The organism is Methylotuvimicrobium sp. KM1 (assembly GCF_044788715.1).
In the GTDB taxonomy this organism is placed as follows: domain Bacteria; phylum Pseudomonadota; class Gammaproteobacteria; order Methylococcales; family Methylomonadaceae; genus Methylotuvimicrobium.
On the sequence record NZ_CP173170.1, the window covers coordinates 4,919,739 to 4,934,482 of the forward strand.

General features: G+C 47.8%; 13 protein-coding genes. 6 read left to right on the forward strand and 7 right to left on the reverse strand.

Annotated elements, in window-relative coordinates; translation table 11 throughout:
* Nucleotides 1-20: 20 nt before the first annotated feature.
* The 3 genes from ACINK7_RS21450 to recC all read right to left on the reverse strand — a co-directional run bounded on the left by ACINK7_RS21450 (nt 21) and on the right by recC (nt 4,491).
* Nucleotides 21-293, reverse strand: coding sequence for an accessory factor UbiK family protein (locus ACINK7_RS21450; RefSeq protein WP_404358547.1), 273 nt, complete (start codon nt 291-293; stop codon nt 21-23).
* Nucleotides 294-624: 331 nt separating this feature from the next.
* Nucleotides 625-1,200, reverse strand: a complete 576-nt coding sequence (locus ACINK7_RS21455; RefSeq protein ID WP_404358549.1) for a MarR family winged helix-turn-helix transcriptional regulator — start codon at nt 1,198-1,200, stop codon at nt 625-627.
* A gap of 150 nt (nt 1,201-1,350) precedes the next feature.
* Nucleotides 1,351-4,491: an exodeoxyribonuclease V subunit gamma gene (gene recC, locus ACINK7_RS21460; RefSeq protein ID WP_404358551.1), complete on the reverse strand. Its 3,141-nt coding sequence runs from the start codon at nt 4,489-4,491 to the stop codon at nt 1,351-1,353.
* Between the two features lie 331 nt (nt 4,492-4,822).
* On the opposite strand from recC, the gene ACINK7_RS21465 reads away from it, so the two are divergent.
* From ACINK7_RS21465 to ACINK7_RS21480, 4 genes are all read left to right on the forward strand, one after another.
* Nucleotides 4,823-4,999, forward strand: a complete 177-nt coding sequence (locus ACINK7_RS21465) for a hypothetical protein (RefSeq protein WP_404358553.1) — start codon at nt 4,823-4,825, stop codon at nt 4,997-4,999.
* Nucleotides 5,000-5,033: 34 nt separating this feature from the next.
* On the forward strand, nt 5,034-5,546 hold the full coding sequence (locus tag ACINK7_RS21470) for a hypothetical protein (RefSeq protein WP_404358554.1): 513 nt from the start codon (nt 5,034-5,036) through the stop codon (nt 5,544-5,546).
* A gap of 51 nt (nt 5,547-5,597) precedes the next feature.
* Nucleotides 5,598-5,951, forward strand: a complete 354-nt coding sequence (locus tag ACINK7_RS21475) for a hypothetical protein (protein WP_404358556.1) — start codon at nt 5,598-5,600, stop codon at nt 5,949-5,951.
* A gap of 116 nt (nt 5,952-6,067) precedes the next feature.
* Nucleotides 6,068-6,445, forward strand: coding sequence for a hypothetical protein (locus tag ACINK7_RS21480; RefSeq protein WP_404358558.1), 378 nt, complete (start codon nt 6,068-6,070; stop codon nt 6,443-6,445).
* A 673-nt stretch (nt 6,446-7,118) separates the two neighbouring features.
* On the opposite strand, the gene ACINK7_RS21485 is transcribed toward ACINK7_RS21480, so the two are convergent.
* The 4 genes from ACINK7_RS21485 to ACINK7_RS21500 all read right to left on the reverse strand — a co-directional run bounded on the left by ACINK7_RS21485 (nt 7,119) and on the right by ACINK7_RS21500 (nt 13,387).
* The gene (locus ACINK7_RS21485) at nt 7,119-10,133 is read right to left on the reverse strand and encodes an EAL domain-containing protein (RefSeq protein ID WP_404358560.1); all 3,015 of its coding nucleotides are present in this window, start codon (nt 10,131-10,133) and stop codon (nt 7,119-7,121) included.
* Between the two features lie 515 nt (nt 10,134-10,648).
* Complete coding sequence (ppnN, locus tag ACINK7_RS21490) at nt 10,649-12,019, reverse strand: nucleotide 5'-monophosphate nucleosidase PpnN (RefSeq protein ID WP_404358561.1); 1,371 nt, start codon at nt 12,017-12,019, stop codon at nt 10,649-10,651.
* A 186-nt stretch (nt 12,020-12,205) separates the two neighbouring features.
* Nucleotides 12,206-12,448: a hypothetical protein gene (locus ACINK7_RS21495; protein ID WP_404358563.1), complete on the reverse strand. Its 243-nt coding sequence runs from the start codon at nt 12,446-12,448 to the stop codon at nt 12,206-12,208.
* A 78-nt stretch (nt 12,449-12,526) separates the two neighbouring features.
* The gene (locus ACINK7_RS21500) at nt 12,527-13,387 is read right to left on the reverse strand and encodes a DUF3014 domain-containing protein (RefSeq protein ID WP_404358565.1); all 861 of its coding nucleotides are present in this window, start codon (nt 13,385-13,387) and stop codon (nt 12,527-12,529) included.
* A gap of 216 nt (nt 13,388-13,603) precedes the next feature.
* On the opposite strand from ACINK7_RS21500, the gene ACINK7_RS21505 reads away from it, so the two are divergent.
* Together ACINK7_RS21505 and ACINK7_RS21510 are read left to right on the forward strand one after the other, a co-directional pair.
* Nucleotides 13,604-14,401, forward strand: coding sequence for a UDP-2,3-diacylglucosamine diphosphatase (locus tag ACINK7_RS21505; RefSeq protein WP_404358567.1), 798 nt, complete (start codon nt 13,604-13,606; stop codon nt 14,399-14,401).
* Between the two features lie 3 nt (nt 14,402-14,404).
* Nucleotides 14,405-14,635, forward strand: coding sequence for a hypothetical protein (locus ACINK7_RS21510; protein ID WP_404358568.1), 231 nt, complete (start codon nt 14,405-14,407; stop codon nt 14,633-14,635).
* Nucleotides 14,636-14,744: the final 109 nt, after the last annotated feature.

The following is a 14,744-nucleotide window of genomic DNA, read 5'->3' on the forward strand; positions in this document are numbered from 1 at the left end:
TTAAGCTGCCGATTTTTGTATTATGAATTAACTTGATCGGGTGGGTTTTGATTAAGTTGTTTTTCCAGCGCGGCAACACGAATTTCCAAGTCTTCGAGTTTGGTTCGTGTTTTAGTCAATACGGCTTTTTGAACTTCAAACTCTTCGCGGGTGACTAGGTCCAGTTTGCCGAGAGTGCCTTGTAAAACGGCATGGAAGTTTTTTTCCATGTCTTCTTTCAAATGGGACAAGCCGGGCGGCATGGCATTCGCTAGGCGGTTTGCGATATCGTCAATGGCTTTGGGATCGAACATAGTAATACCTCATAAATAATAAAGTGATGACTACTCAGCAAGAGCGGTATCAATGATTTGAACACAAATTAAGCACGATGCAAATTTTTTCACCGATACTATCGTAAAAAAATGATAATAAAGAACTTATCCCAATGGCTTCTATGCTCTGAGTTTATTGTTGTAGATAATTGGTACGCTGCGCATTCCTTCATGCCAATAAGCACCACCACCTACTCATGTCGAATCATATCGACTTGCGGTTAACAGCGGAGGTATCAAGGTACGCATAGCGTACCCTACACGGCTTATAACGCGAAGCTAGAGCTTCTCGCATCGGCTTCTTAATCCTTCACCCAACATTCCCTTCAAATAAAACATGCTCGCGGCAAATTTTCAAGGCATCCTGCTGATTCAGCGACTGCTGCATTAAATCGCATTGATAATGTTGGTCCAGCTCTGAAAAATAATAGCACGTGTAACAGACGCCGAAGCTTTTTAAATTGTTGCTTTTTTGCAATACCAATAGTGTCGACAGCAATGCTTGGTTTAGCGCATCAAACTGTTCTTTAGGAATCGCTTGCTCGGCAGCATGATAAATGTCATAAGCCTGCATTTCCTTTAAAACAGACTCGCCGGCTGCCGAAAGACGCAAATGCAAGATACGCCGATCTTGCTCATTCGGTTTTTTTTCGATATAACCTTTTCGTTCGAGCACTTGTAACGATTGCGAAACAGTGCCTTTGGTCAGGCCGAAATATTCGGCGACAGCGGCAGGCGTGTCGCTCATGTTATTGCATTGAGCTAAATAATCAATAATTTGCCCCTGTATCGGTTGCAAACCCAGCGCGGTGTATTTTTTTCGTTCTTCCGAACGCACCAGGGTACTGATCCTGTCGATCAATTTAAACGTGCTTAATTCCTGCATGGATAGTATTTGGTAAGTTGCCGCGAGAGCCATTTTTTGTGTTTACAGCATTATACCGATTACAAAGTAATTTTCGGTATTCGCTTTAGACGAGATGTTCGAGAGCGAGCATATTCGTATCACTGGGTATAAGAATTTTCACAACACTTTTTAATTCTCTGCCGCTCTATCAATCATTCCCCATACCGGCAACAGCAAGTTTCGACAATGGTCTTCAAACACCTCGTTCAACAACGCCTCCGGGTTGTAGTCTTCGAGAAATAATTTTCTAAGCTCAGGTTCGTAAGCTTGTTCGATCGCACGGGTTAGCTGATCGATTGCCGACTCTATGGCGGGTTTCGCCGCGCGGCTGCTTTGCGACAATTTATGCGCTTGCCTGACATAAGCGAAGGCCGGCTCGACGAAAAACGCATCGGGTCTGTGCAGTCCTTGCCGATAGATTTCAATCCATGCTTCCAATTCGCCCGGCACGCAATAATCCGGCTCGAACGTAATGTCTTGGTCGAGAGCGATTAAGCCGGTCTTTTGCGGCTCGATGTTATTTATGATCAGATGATGCAGCCAGGCAAGCATAAAGTCCTTACCTTTCAAATCGGCATACCGATAAAACAAACTGCCGTGCTCATAACGATTGCCGAGTTTACCGACCAACCGATAATTTCCGATCGTCAGATCGACCGATAAATCCTCGAGCGGTTCGCCGAGCGCCTTGGCCTTTATTACTTCGGCAAAGGCATCGATGTTTTGTTGTTGCCGGGCAAATTCGAGATCTCCGGCCACGCCAGACAGCCATCGCCCTTGTGCCTTGAGTTTTTGTGCAGTCAGCGGTTTATCGTGCAGTACCCCATCGATCCATTCGTGATAAATCGCATAACCATCCAATTGACCGATCGCGAAAGGCTCGCGCTCTTCTGCATCCGAAGCAATGCCATTAAAACGGACATCGAGTCGGCGTTGCATGAAATATTTTTGCGGATGTCGGTAAAAGGCGAATAATTCGCTTATTTCAACGATCGTTTGGTCGGTTTCGTCCTCTAAACTGCCTTGCCACCACGGTACCGGCTCCGGTTTAGGTTTAACTAACGCCGCCGCGGCCTGGCAATCTGCCTCGGAATAACTAAACAAAGCCGATTCCGACTCGAAATAACGTGGGCTGAAAGCCTGTAGCGGATGATAAGTCACGCCATTGTCCAGGCCGTAATGATCGCGAAGTACGGCGAGCAGTTCACTGATCACAACCGAAGGCGGTATCGTTTCGTTATGGCTGATCGACCGTCCGATATAAGTCACAATCAATTGTTGCCGCGCCGACAGCAGGATCTCCAGAAACTGATAACGGTCGTCGGCGCGGCGCGAGCGGTCGCCCTTGCGAAAATGGGCGGCCAGTAAATCGAAGGTCGGGTTGCGGTCGACTTTCGGAAACTCGCCGTCGTTCATGCCGAGCAAGGCGATCACTTTAAACGGAATCGAGCGCATCGGCAGCATCGAACAAAACGTGAGTTGGCCACGTAAAAAGCCGTTTGACGATTTGTGTTCTTCCAATCGACCTTCAAGCCAGGCGCAGACGACTTGCCACTCGATTGGCGCGTCGTGAATTTCGGGCAATTTTTCGGTTAATTCCGCCAGTAATTCGTTGAGTTGTTGACGCTCGACGGCATCGGCTTCGGGCAATAATTGATCGGCATAATAATAAAGCTTTTCGCCCCATGCCTTGAGCGGCTTGGCCGTGCTTAAATCGTTGCTGGCTCTAAACAACAATTGTATAAAATCGTTCAAGCCGCCAAGCGCCAACGCCGAAGAACCCTCGATATCGATATAAGGCAAGACGCCGTCGACAAAATCGTCGTCGGTACCGACAGCATACCCCATCAACAAGCGATCCAATGCGGCTTGCCAGGTATTTTCATCGAGCTCGGGCAGGCCCAATTCGCGTTTGTGTTCGGCCGATTTCCCCCAACGCACTTGCGTATCCCGAACCCAATGTTTGATCAATTCCAAATCGGTTTCGGACAGGCCGAAGCCCGGATAAACCGACGGTTTTTCGAGCAAATCCAGGACCGCGCGCCAACCGAACCGGCTTTGGCTCAGCTTCAAAAAAACAATAAAAGCATCCAAGGCATGATTGCTCAAGCGCAGGCTGCGATCGGCAACCGCATGTTGAATATCGTCGAATACTGCGGCAATAAACGGTTCGTATAATTCGATGTCCGGCGCCATCACGACAATATCGCGCAGTTCCAACTCCGGGTCGTTTTCCAATGCGGCCAACAGTTGGTTTTTCAAGACTTCGACTTCGCGCATACGGGAATGACACGCATGAATAGCGATAGACCCGTCGCGGGTTAAAGGCGTCGATTCGCTGCCGTTATTGAGAATATCGTTTTGCAGCCGCCGCAGAACCGTGCTTGGCTCGTCTTGTTCGAAACTGTCCAACTCCAATTCGAACTGCACCTGCTCCAACAACATCTCCTGAAATTCGCGGCCTTGTTGACCCAAAGCCGACAGTAGCGGATGTCCGCCGGCATCCTCTTGATCGATACGCTGTCGCTTAGTCGCCAAATCCGCCCAAAAAGCTTGAGCGGGGTTAAGCAAATACAAGTGCACTTGCGCATGATTCGCCAAACCTTGTAAAAAACCGAGAAACAGAGGCGGCATGGTATTGACGCCGAAGATAGAAATTCGCTCGGGCAAAACGGCGGAAAATTGTCCCGACGGCACCGAATTAAACCGCTCGATCACTTCCAGCCATAAACTACCCCGGTGCTTCGTGCCTGCATTTTCAGTAATCCGCTGCCATAACGCGCCTTGCCAGCGTTCGGTTTGCGTATCGTAAAGCGTTTCGCCTTGCTGCCAGGCAGCCAGCATATCCGGACGCATGATTTGATATTGGTCGAAAATCAAAGCCAATTGCAACGCTAGCTGATAACGCTTTAAGGCTACTGTGTCGCCGGTTAAATAATTATTCAGCGGCGCAAAAATCTCGCTGTCGAGTTCGCGAAGCAGCGCTTCGAAGCGCCAATGCAGTACATGGCGGTCGAAGGCTTCGTCATTCAATCGACTGTCGATTCGTTGCGCCAAGGAACTGAAAAATCGTCCCGGAAACAAAAACTCATAATTTCCCCAGACACCGAGCCGGCTTGCCAATTGCTGCGACAACCAACGTTCCATGCCTTGGCTTTGGATTAGAAACACTTCTTTGGCAAATGGCGAACTCAGCGGCCGGGTTTCGATGACGGCTGCCAAATGCTCGAGCAGATTTTCGGTTTTATTGGAACTGTGCAGAATGAACATGGGTTGGTTTGATTTTTTTCGGTTTTCGCGGCAAGCTCTTTGCTGGTTAAGGAATAGGCACGAAATTACTTAATCGAGGGAATTTCTACTGATAGTCTCGGCAACCAAGGTATGGATTCCCACAGAGCACCGTGGGAACCAGAAAACAATTACCTCGGGCAAAACGATTTGACCATATAACAAGCGGAGACTGTAAACTAAGGGTATCGGTTAAACTAATGCTCTTGATGGTTACTATAGCCTTTTTTATCGGAGGCTCTGTATAAAATATTTGCATCATTGGGCTATAAAACATTGAGCTATTAAATACGAACTTTGGAACGATTAAATAATGAACGAAACCGAACAAGCTAAAAAGGTAAGACGCTTAACGGCAATCATTTATATCCTGTTAATGCTTTTTTTAGTGATAGGGACCCTCTATTCCGAACAACGTAAGGAACAAGCGCGCGAGGCGCAAAAGCTTGCCGAACAAGGCATTATCGGTCAGCCGATCGAAGGGGAATAATTCGCATCAGAACCATTAATACAGGAAGCGACTCATGTTCATCAATAGCTTGTCGACTCTATTTACCTTTACCGATTTCATCAGTCCGATCGAAACCGTCCTCATTCTGGTCTCGCTGTTGTTACTCGTTCATGTTTCCACGCGAGAAGCGCTTTACGATAGGGCATGGCCGGCGGCGCCCACGCCTTACCAAGCCTTATTAAACATCTGGTTGGGACAGGCGCCGTTATGGAAGGCATTTTGGCCTTTTTTTATTTTCGTGAACGGTGTTTTTCTTTATATCGATTACCGAATCATGAACGTCACGTTTACGATCGCCAGTTGGAAAACGGTACACGGCATGCTCTTCATCCCGGTGATTTGGTGGATCGTATCGGTCTGGCGTTGCGCGAAATATACTCGCTACCAGTTCGCCAGCACCTTGGCGAAAACCTTTACATTGTATTTTTTATTCGACTGTTTTTTGCGCTTCGTCATTAGCGCTTATTATCCGAATAGTTTTTTCGATTGTCGCTTGTTGGTCATGGAATATGGCGATTGCTTTTGAGTAATGGGTGTGTAGAATCGAACACTCCAACTATCAAGCGGAGGCCTGGTTATGAGCTGCTGCGATGACCCCACCGAAATACACAAAGTCGATCCACGGGAGTTAGTCCGCGAACAACAACATTACGGCAATCTGGTTCGCGATTTATTCACCGACGATCCCGAAAAAGTCCTACTGAAACTATTGAACGAAAGCAATGCTTATCTCAGGGAACTGGCCGCATTAAGAGCCCATTACCCGTCGGTTCGATTGCGAGCGATCGAATTGTTGGATAAAAAAAGTCAAGCGGTACTCGAACAATTGATCGAACAAGAACCGGATTCGTCATTCGGAATTGCTGCAAAACAGCACATAGAACAATTAAATAGCGAAACCGGCCTGTTCGGCAAACTGTTCGGGTCCTAATCGACCCAAGCATATACCTTTCGTACTTCAAATTTCGGCAGGTTCTAAGGGGGCACCCCGGTGCCGAATTTTGATCTACGATGGGTATAATTACAATAACTACACGAGGCGGAATCATGAAATCACTAGCACTGATCGGAACACTTGTCTTAATGACAGCTGCAACCAACTGTTGGGCTTACGGTAGCAGCAGTAGCACCAAATCTTGCGATAAGCCGCGCTTCAGCGACTTCAATCCGGCCGAAAAATCGGAAGTAACCGCGCAATCGGCCTTTTCATTTAGCGCATCCGGCGTTAGCGACCCGAACACTATTAAAGTCACCGTTAAAAAACAACCTGTAGAACTTATCATTAACGAAAAAGGCATTGGCTATGAGGTTTCGGGTAATTTGCCTGAAAACTTAAGCGACACCTATGCCAGAATCGCCATCAGCGCCGACGGCCGCAACCGCTGCAAAGGTATGGGCGGCTGGCTAATTAAGATTACTGACTGATCGATCATTCTTAAAAACTCGAAATCAGCCTGCGAAGAGCTTGATGTTCTATCCATTAGCCGTAGGGTACGCTATGCGTACCATAACAACCCGCCGAAGTTAAAAAGCCCATAGGATTTGACTTTAGCAGGGGGGCGGTGCTGAGTTATGAGGGTACGCGCAGCGTACCCAATTCATATATACCTTTCGCACTTCAAATTTCGGCAGTGCCTGAGGAGGTGCCTGGGTGTCCGATAAAGGCTTTGCCTACATGGACGTATTCACGGCGTCCTTTAGCGGACACCCAGGCTCCGAATTTTGATCTACGATGGGTATATAACGATGAGCACAGAGTGCATGGTAACCATTTGGGGACTTTCGGCACTTTAACCATTACGGCCTAGATAGCTTTTATTGACCCCCCAACCGAACCGACTTCGATCGCGATTAGGGGGAGTGCTCCTACAGAGCGTCAGTCGCCCCTGTGGGAGCGACGCCTTCGTCGCGATTTCGAAGCCGGGTATGTTAGGTGGCAATAATTAGTATCGAAGTCACATTTGCTAAACCTCTGAGTGTACGCATGCGAACCAAGGCGGCACTATCGAGGACGGCAATCCCTGCCGGATTAACGATTTGTGTAGATACTTGTGTTTTAACAACCAGGAAAATTTGAATCTAGGCGGTCAAATCACCGTCAAGTCGCGCGATTTTCGATTGATTTTCCGTAATCGGCGCTGGGCCGGCCTAAATGATAGCCTTGGGCCAAATCGATGCCGAGTTCCTTGAGCATCTGCAGGGTCGCCGCATCCTCGACAAATTCGGCCAACACCGTTTTGTGCATGCCTTTCGCAATACCGACCATCGCTTTGACAAAAACCTGGTTCTCTCTGTTATTCGGCAAATCGCGAATAAACATGCCGTCGATTTTTAAAATATCGACTTCGAGATATTTTAAGTACGCAAAGGTGGAAAAGCCGCTGCCGAAATCGTCCAGGCAAACCGTGCAACCCGCTTGACGAATCCCTTCGATAAAGCGCTGCGCATCGCGAATATCCGAAACCGCAGCGGTTTCGGTCAACTCGATGATCAAGCGGTTCGCGTCGACTCGGTTTTCTTCCAAGCAAGCGCGGATAAATTGCGGCAATTCGGGGTCGTCGAACGAGCGCCCCGAAATATTGACCGCCAAGGACGGTAAAGTGGGATTTTCGCTTAATAAGGCAATACTGCTCCGTAAAACCCAACGGTCGATTTCCAGTATCTGTCCGCTATTTTCGGCGATTGGGATAAATTGGCCGGGCATGACTAATTGTTCGGGATGTTGCGGATCGTGCATGCGAACCAGTACTTCGAAATGACTGAGTTTACCGCTCTCGACTCGATAAATACCTTGAAAATGCAATTCCAACAAATCTTGCCGTAAAGCTTGTTCGATGCGTTGACGCCAGGACATTCTTTCCATAGCCGCGCCGGAGTCGTCCCGCTTGGAATCGTAAACCGCCCATGTGTTTTTTCCATTCGCTTTGGCCTGATACATCGCGGTATCGGCATGAGCCACTAATTCCTCGACCGTTTCTCCGTGTTCCGGAAAAAAAGCCAACCCAACACTGGTCGTAAGACGAATATTGGTGCCCCGAAACCGGAACGGAATCGACGCGACGGCTTGATTAATCCGATTCGGCAACACCGAAATGTCGTTTTGCGGATGTAGATAGCTCAATATCGCAAACTCGTCGCCGCCCAAACGCGCGAATATCTCAATCTCGCGTAAAACCACCGAAATTTCGCCGGCAATCCGCACCAACACGGTGTCGCCGGCTCGATGACCGAAGTTATCGTTAATATATTTGAATTCATCCAAATCGAAATAAATCAACGCGAATTTATCGTGATTGCGGCGCGCCATCGCAATCATGTGATCGAGCTGTTCTTGAAATCGGTGTCGATTGTAAAGTCCGGTTAACGCATCGTGTTCGGCTAAATAAAGCAATTGCTGAGCGGTTTGCCGCTCGTGGGTAATGTCTTCATAAATCCACAAGCGGCCTAAAATTCGCCCCTCGGTATCGGTCACCGGATAAGAAACTTGGGTCAGAATGCGACCGTCATAGAGATCCAGTTCGAAACGTTCGCTGATTTCATGCGTATCCAGGACTTTCAACACGTATTTGGAGGCATGGTCGGGCCGCGCGAACCGGTGCGTCGAATTTTCCAATACGAATTGAGTCGATTGTCCGACCGGGTCCAAATCGTCTTCTATGGCCCACATTCGGCGAAAGGCAAGATTAACGTATTCGATGGCGCCGGCCTTGTCTTCGAATAAAATGCCGATGCTCATCGCCGATAACAATGCCGCCATCCGGCCTTGTTCGGCTTCGGCAACGATGCGTAACTCCCTTTGTTTTTGTTCGGCGCGGCTCAAATCTTCGAAGGATTGTTGAAGGGCCAATTCGGCTTGTTTCAATTGGGTAATGTCTTGCACGGTACCGACGGCGCCAATCATTTTTCGTTGCCGATCGAATTCCAATTCGGCTCGTTCGCGTAACCATTTGACCTTGCCGTCGATCAATGCTCGGTGCTCTATATTGTATTCGGCACCGGATAAAGCCGCGTGCCAAGCTTGATCGACAAACGCTCGATCGTCCTCGTGCACGCGCTCCAAGAACTCTTCATAGGTCAACGGCATACCTGGCGGCACGCCGAATATCCGATAAGTCTCGGGCGACCATTCCAAGCCGTTATCGGCCTGATTTAAATACCAACTGCCGATATGGGCAACACTTTGGGCACGATTCAAGTTTTCTTGACTTTGCCGAAGCGATTCTTCGATACTTCGTCGTTCCTCAACTTCCTGTTGCAATTTTTCATTGGCACGCTCTAATTGTACGGTGCGAGCAGTAACTGTAGTTTCCAAGCGAGCATTTAAGTCGGCCAATTGCGCCGATGCTTGAAACTCCCTACGATGTTTTTCGACATTAACTCGATACAGCATAATGCCGGTTGCCGTCGCCAAGGCCAAAGCGCACAAGGTGCGCAATATTTCGATAGGAATTCCAGTCGTCGCCGAAAATATTTGGGCATCGACAAGACTCTGTGTTGCAAACCAAGGTGCTGCGTTGACGACCAATCCAGTAAAAAGGCTATAAAAAGCCAGGCTATAACCGGCTAAAAGTATTGCAAAGTTGAGTTTGAGTGTACTTAAATACGGTCGGTTGCGGTATTCGTAAACCAAAAACGCGATGCCGGCCGAAGCCGCGCCGGGAAATCCGAGCAAATAGCGAATACCGCTATCGAATGTAGCGGCGTAATTTTGCGATAGGGCCGACGTTATTCCTGCAATGAGTAGGGAAGCAACGGGTAATAAACGGATGTATTTTAATCGACGTCGGTTGTTTTCCGAATTACATGTTAGCACCAGCCAAAAGCGTCGGGAGAATTCGAACAAAGCATAAAAGGAAGCGAAGCTCAATAAGTTTCCGACCAAGGAATTTTTTTCATTTAAGGAACCATCAATTAGCTCCCAGGCACATTGAAGCTCGCTAATGCCATGCAAGATTCCGAAGCGAGCCAGCCAAACCAGTATTGTCGAAAAAGGCAGAACCGAATTATCCTTGGGTTGCAAATAAATTGCCGCGGCCAGGAATAAAAAAGCCATTCCGTAAACCAGATAGATTTCCGTCATATGCGCCTGAATGACCGGCGATAAGGTATCCATAAACGAGCTCCTAATTGTTATTTTTATTTTTCGGCTTCGTGTGTTTTTCTATAAACCTAACGTTCATGAAGGCGCGGCCACTCGCCCCGGCAAATGAAAGTGCGAGGGATGGCTGGGTGCGGTCACTCGCCCGACAGGACGCCGTGAACCCAGTACCTAAATTATCCAAGATAGTTAACCATAGCCAATGGACTATGGAATTCATCCAGCACCTAAATTAGCCATGATATTAAACATAGCCAATGGGCTATGGAATTTAGGTGCTGGATTTAGGTGCTGGGTGAATACGTCCATGTAGGCTCGACGGCGGCTCCCTGCCGCCGACGCCTGCCGGTCGAGCAACCCCACCCTCTTCGGAACCGGCATTATTTTTCATATCGAAAAATTAGATCAGGAGTCCGAATCCACGAACTTTCACAGTAAAAAGAGCGATTAGAATTTGATATAGACCGTTCATGCCAAGCCCTAGTCTCTAAAACTATGGCATCGACAAGGTATCCGGCAACTTCGATGGTTTATTTAACGATGCGGTAACACGGTTTATATGTCTTGCCGGGCAACTTCATGCGTTGTTGATTAACAAAAGCGCTCAACAATTCGTCTACCGGCCCCATGATTTCGACATCGCCTTTAATCTCGAAATGGCCGTGCTGTTCTATCGCTCTAATTCCATCGTCTTTAACATTGCCGGCGACTATACCGGAAAAAACCCGGCGCAGATTCGCGGCCAAACGATGACTTTCCTGATCTTTATGCAATTTCAAGGCGGCCATGTTTTCGTGGGTCGGATTGAAGGGTTGTTGAAACTCGGGGCTGATTTTTAAACCCCAGTTAAAATAATAAGCGTCTTCGCGCTGCTGGCGAAACTCGCGTACCCGCTGCATACCTTCTTTCATATCGCGCGCGACTCTGGCCGGATCGTCGATAATGATTTTGTAACGTTGTTGCGCGGCCAGCCCTAAGGTCTCGCCTATAAAACGGTTGATTTGCTTGAAATATTCCTCGGTGTTTGCCGGTCCGGTAAAGATTAGTGGAAACGGAATGTCCTTGTTGTCGGGATGCAGCAAAATGCCCAATAAATATAATATTTCCTCAGCCGTGCCAACTCCTCCCGGGAATACGACGATACCGTGACCGGCCCTCACGAAGGCTTCGAGCCGTTTTTCGATATCCGGCATGATCACCAAATCGTTAACGATTGGGTTCGGTGCTTCGGCGGCGATGATGCCCGGCTCGGTAATACCGATATAATGCCCGGTACCGATACGCTGCTTGGCATGACCTATCGTTGCGCCTTTCATCGGCCCTTTCATCGCGCCGGGCCCGCAGCCGGTGCAAATATCCAGGCCTCGCAAGCCCATTTGATAACCGACCACTTTCGAATAATCGTATTCCTCGCGCGAAATCGAATGACCGCCCCAGCAAACCACCAATTGGGGCAGCTTGCCGGCTTTCAAGATATTGGCATTGCGCAGTATATGAAAAACCGAATTGGTCACGCCTTCGGAGCTTTGCAGATCGAATTTCGGGTTATCGTTGATCTCGTCGCTGACATAGATAATATCGCGCAAAACGGCAAACAAATGTTCTTTGATGCCTTTGATCATGTGGCCATCGACAAATGCGGTGGCCGGTGCGCCTTTTACTTCGAGTTTGATGCCGCGCTCTTCCTGAATAACTCGGATTTCAAAGGATTTATAGCGTTCGAGCAGTTCCTTGCCGTCATCCATATAATTGCCGCAATTCAACACCGCGAGCGAGCAATTGTGCAGTAAGCGGTAAAGCCCGCCTTGACTGGTATCAAGTAACTTGTTGACTTCGGTCTTGGACAAAACGGCTAAGTGGCCGGCCGGAGAGATTCTTGCGTCTACGACATCGTGTTTCATATTTTCCTTAGGATGTGTTGCGGTGTTCTTAAAATATAGTCCATAGGCTATGGAATTTAGGTGCTGGGTGAATACGTCCATGTCGGCTTGACGGCGGCTTTCCTTGCCGCCGACACCTGCCAATCAAGTAACCGAACCCTCCAAAAATAGGGAAGTTATCTATGACCAAATCCTAATTTAGCCGAGTCAATCGTGGTTAGGTTTGTTTTCGTTGCTTATTTCCTGTTCGGGTATTTCGTTTTCAACTGGCGTCTGCCCGGCATTAAGCGTACGCAGTTCTTTTAAAATGGATCGCAAAATACGCGTTTGCCGGTCTTGCTTCGCCTTGATACCAAACACGGCAAACGGCAGTAATGTCCATAACATAACCAGCAGAACTAGCACAACCAATCCGGCTATGTGCAAATGAGGTAATAAATCGGTCATCATTTAAAATCGGGGTTAGTCGTCAGTAAGTGTTTATCGTAGTACATTGATTCTATGGCTAATCGGTTAAACCTGGCATTTTTAATTGGTGTCGTTCATGTTTATCAAGGCCTCGATCAATAAACGCAATTTATTTTGAATGATACGGGTATTTTGCGGCCCCATTCTGAGCATTTGTTTTTGAACGGGACTGAGTGCTTCCAGATCCTTATCGGCAAATTGATATAGTACCGACGGTTTCACCAGGGCAATGCGCGTTTCGACGACCGGTGCCGATAAAATTTCGGCGCCTGCTTTTTTGATCAAATCCTCTAACCGATAATTATCCGGATAGCCGAATTGTGCAAAGACTTCTTGGCAAAGCGGTCTGATTTTTTGATAAAGTGCCAGAACGTCATGGACATTGGTCGAATCGATTGCTTCGGCGAACGCGTTATAACGCTGATAACTTTTGGACGGAAGATAAAGTCCTTGCGGGTCTTCCTTGGCAATGAACGGTTCATCCAAGTTAAGCCAACGCATGTGTTTATGAAGGCGCTGGCCTTGAGAAAAATCGTTGATTATCAAAATAATCTTAGGAATCTGTCTGTCTGTTTTCAACAATTTGGCGAGTTCAGGCGACAATTCAGTCAATTTATCGTGTATAAATTCGTCGCTTTCTTTGAGACTGGGTAAAGGGGTAGGCGCCATTTCTTCAGTCTCGGCTTGTTCGATATCTTTTTTTAATTCGTTATCCGAGAGTAAGTCCGGCTTCGACGTCTCATCAAGTTTTGTTGCCGAGGGAACCGGCAGCTCATAAGTTTCTAAACCCACCTCAGATTCAATCGTCTGCATTGAACGCCAATAGAGCCATGCGCCCCCGGCAATAATTAATAGCAGTATTAACAAGAAAACGATCATTCCGATCGGTTTTCTTCGTTGATACAAATCATAGCGCCCCATGTTCTCCCCTTTTATCATTATGTATTTTCATCTCAGGTTTACTTCGCGCAGGCATATTTTCGTCAAACACAACTCGTAACTCCTGAATATCAGACGTTTTTTGTGGTTAGCCTATCAAAACCCTCGCCTTTCATGGAAACGTCATCGAACGGTTAACAAGTTGTAACATTATCCCGGTAGTTTAGCCGCCATGTACCGCATTTGGGATCTATTACAATGAAACTACATTACCGTTCCATTTGGATATCCGACACGCATTTAGGCACCCGGGGCTGTAAAGCCGAATATTTGCGCGACTTTCTCGATCATACCGAATCCGATTATCTGTATTTGGTCGGCGACATCATCGATTTTTGGAAATTCAAAACCGGCGCTTATTGGCCGATGCTGCACAGCGATATTGTGCAGCGCATCATCAATAAAGCGCAAAACGGCACCCGGGTAATCTATATTCCGGGCAATCACGACGAAATATTTCGCAAGCATGCCGGTATGCATTTCAACGGAATCGATATTCAACTGAATGCTGTCCATACCACCGAAGACGGCCGTAAATTTTTGGTTTTGCACGGCGATGAGTTTGACAGCATCGTCTGTCATAACAAAAGCCTAGCCTATATCGGCGGCGAAGCCTATGAAGTCTTGTTACTGGTCAACCGCTGGTTCAATGCCGTCCGTACTCGATTGGGCTATAAATATTGGTCTTTATCCGCGTTTTTAAAACACAAAGTTAAAAACGTGGTCAGCTTTATGACCAATTATCAGCACATTTTGAGCCTTGAGGCGCAAAAACGCAAAGTGGACGGCATTATTTGCGGCCATATTCATCATGCCGATATCGCTACGATGGAACTCGGTAAAACTTATTGCAATTGCGGCGATTGGGTCGAAAGCTGCACCGCGCTAACCGAGGATGAGCACGGAACACTCAGGATCGTACGCTGGCTCGAAGATAGCCATGTATTGCTCGATGATGCCGTCAACGAAGACACCGGACTTGCGCAAGCGGCATAATCGGTGCTCAAAAAAACCATTCTCATGTCGGTCGGCGGCACTGTCTTTGTCGCCGGACTCATCCTTTTTCCGTTGCCGGTTCCGCTTGGTCTGCCGACCATGGTCATCGGCTTGTCGATCATGCTCAAGGCGTCGAACCAAATCAAACGCACCGTTATCAGACTCTTCAAGAAAAACCGCCATAGCTCACACGTCTGGCGCAAGGGTCGCGCTCTACGCCGCAAGGTTCGTTAATGCCATCTCAGTTCGGCTTGCTGTCATCAAATCTTAAACAAATCTTCATCTAATTGTCACAGAGCAGCCTTAAGCTTCGCTCTGAAATTAAGGAGCATAACATAAATGG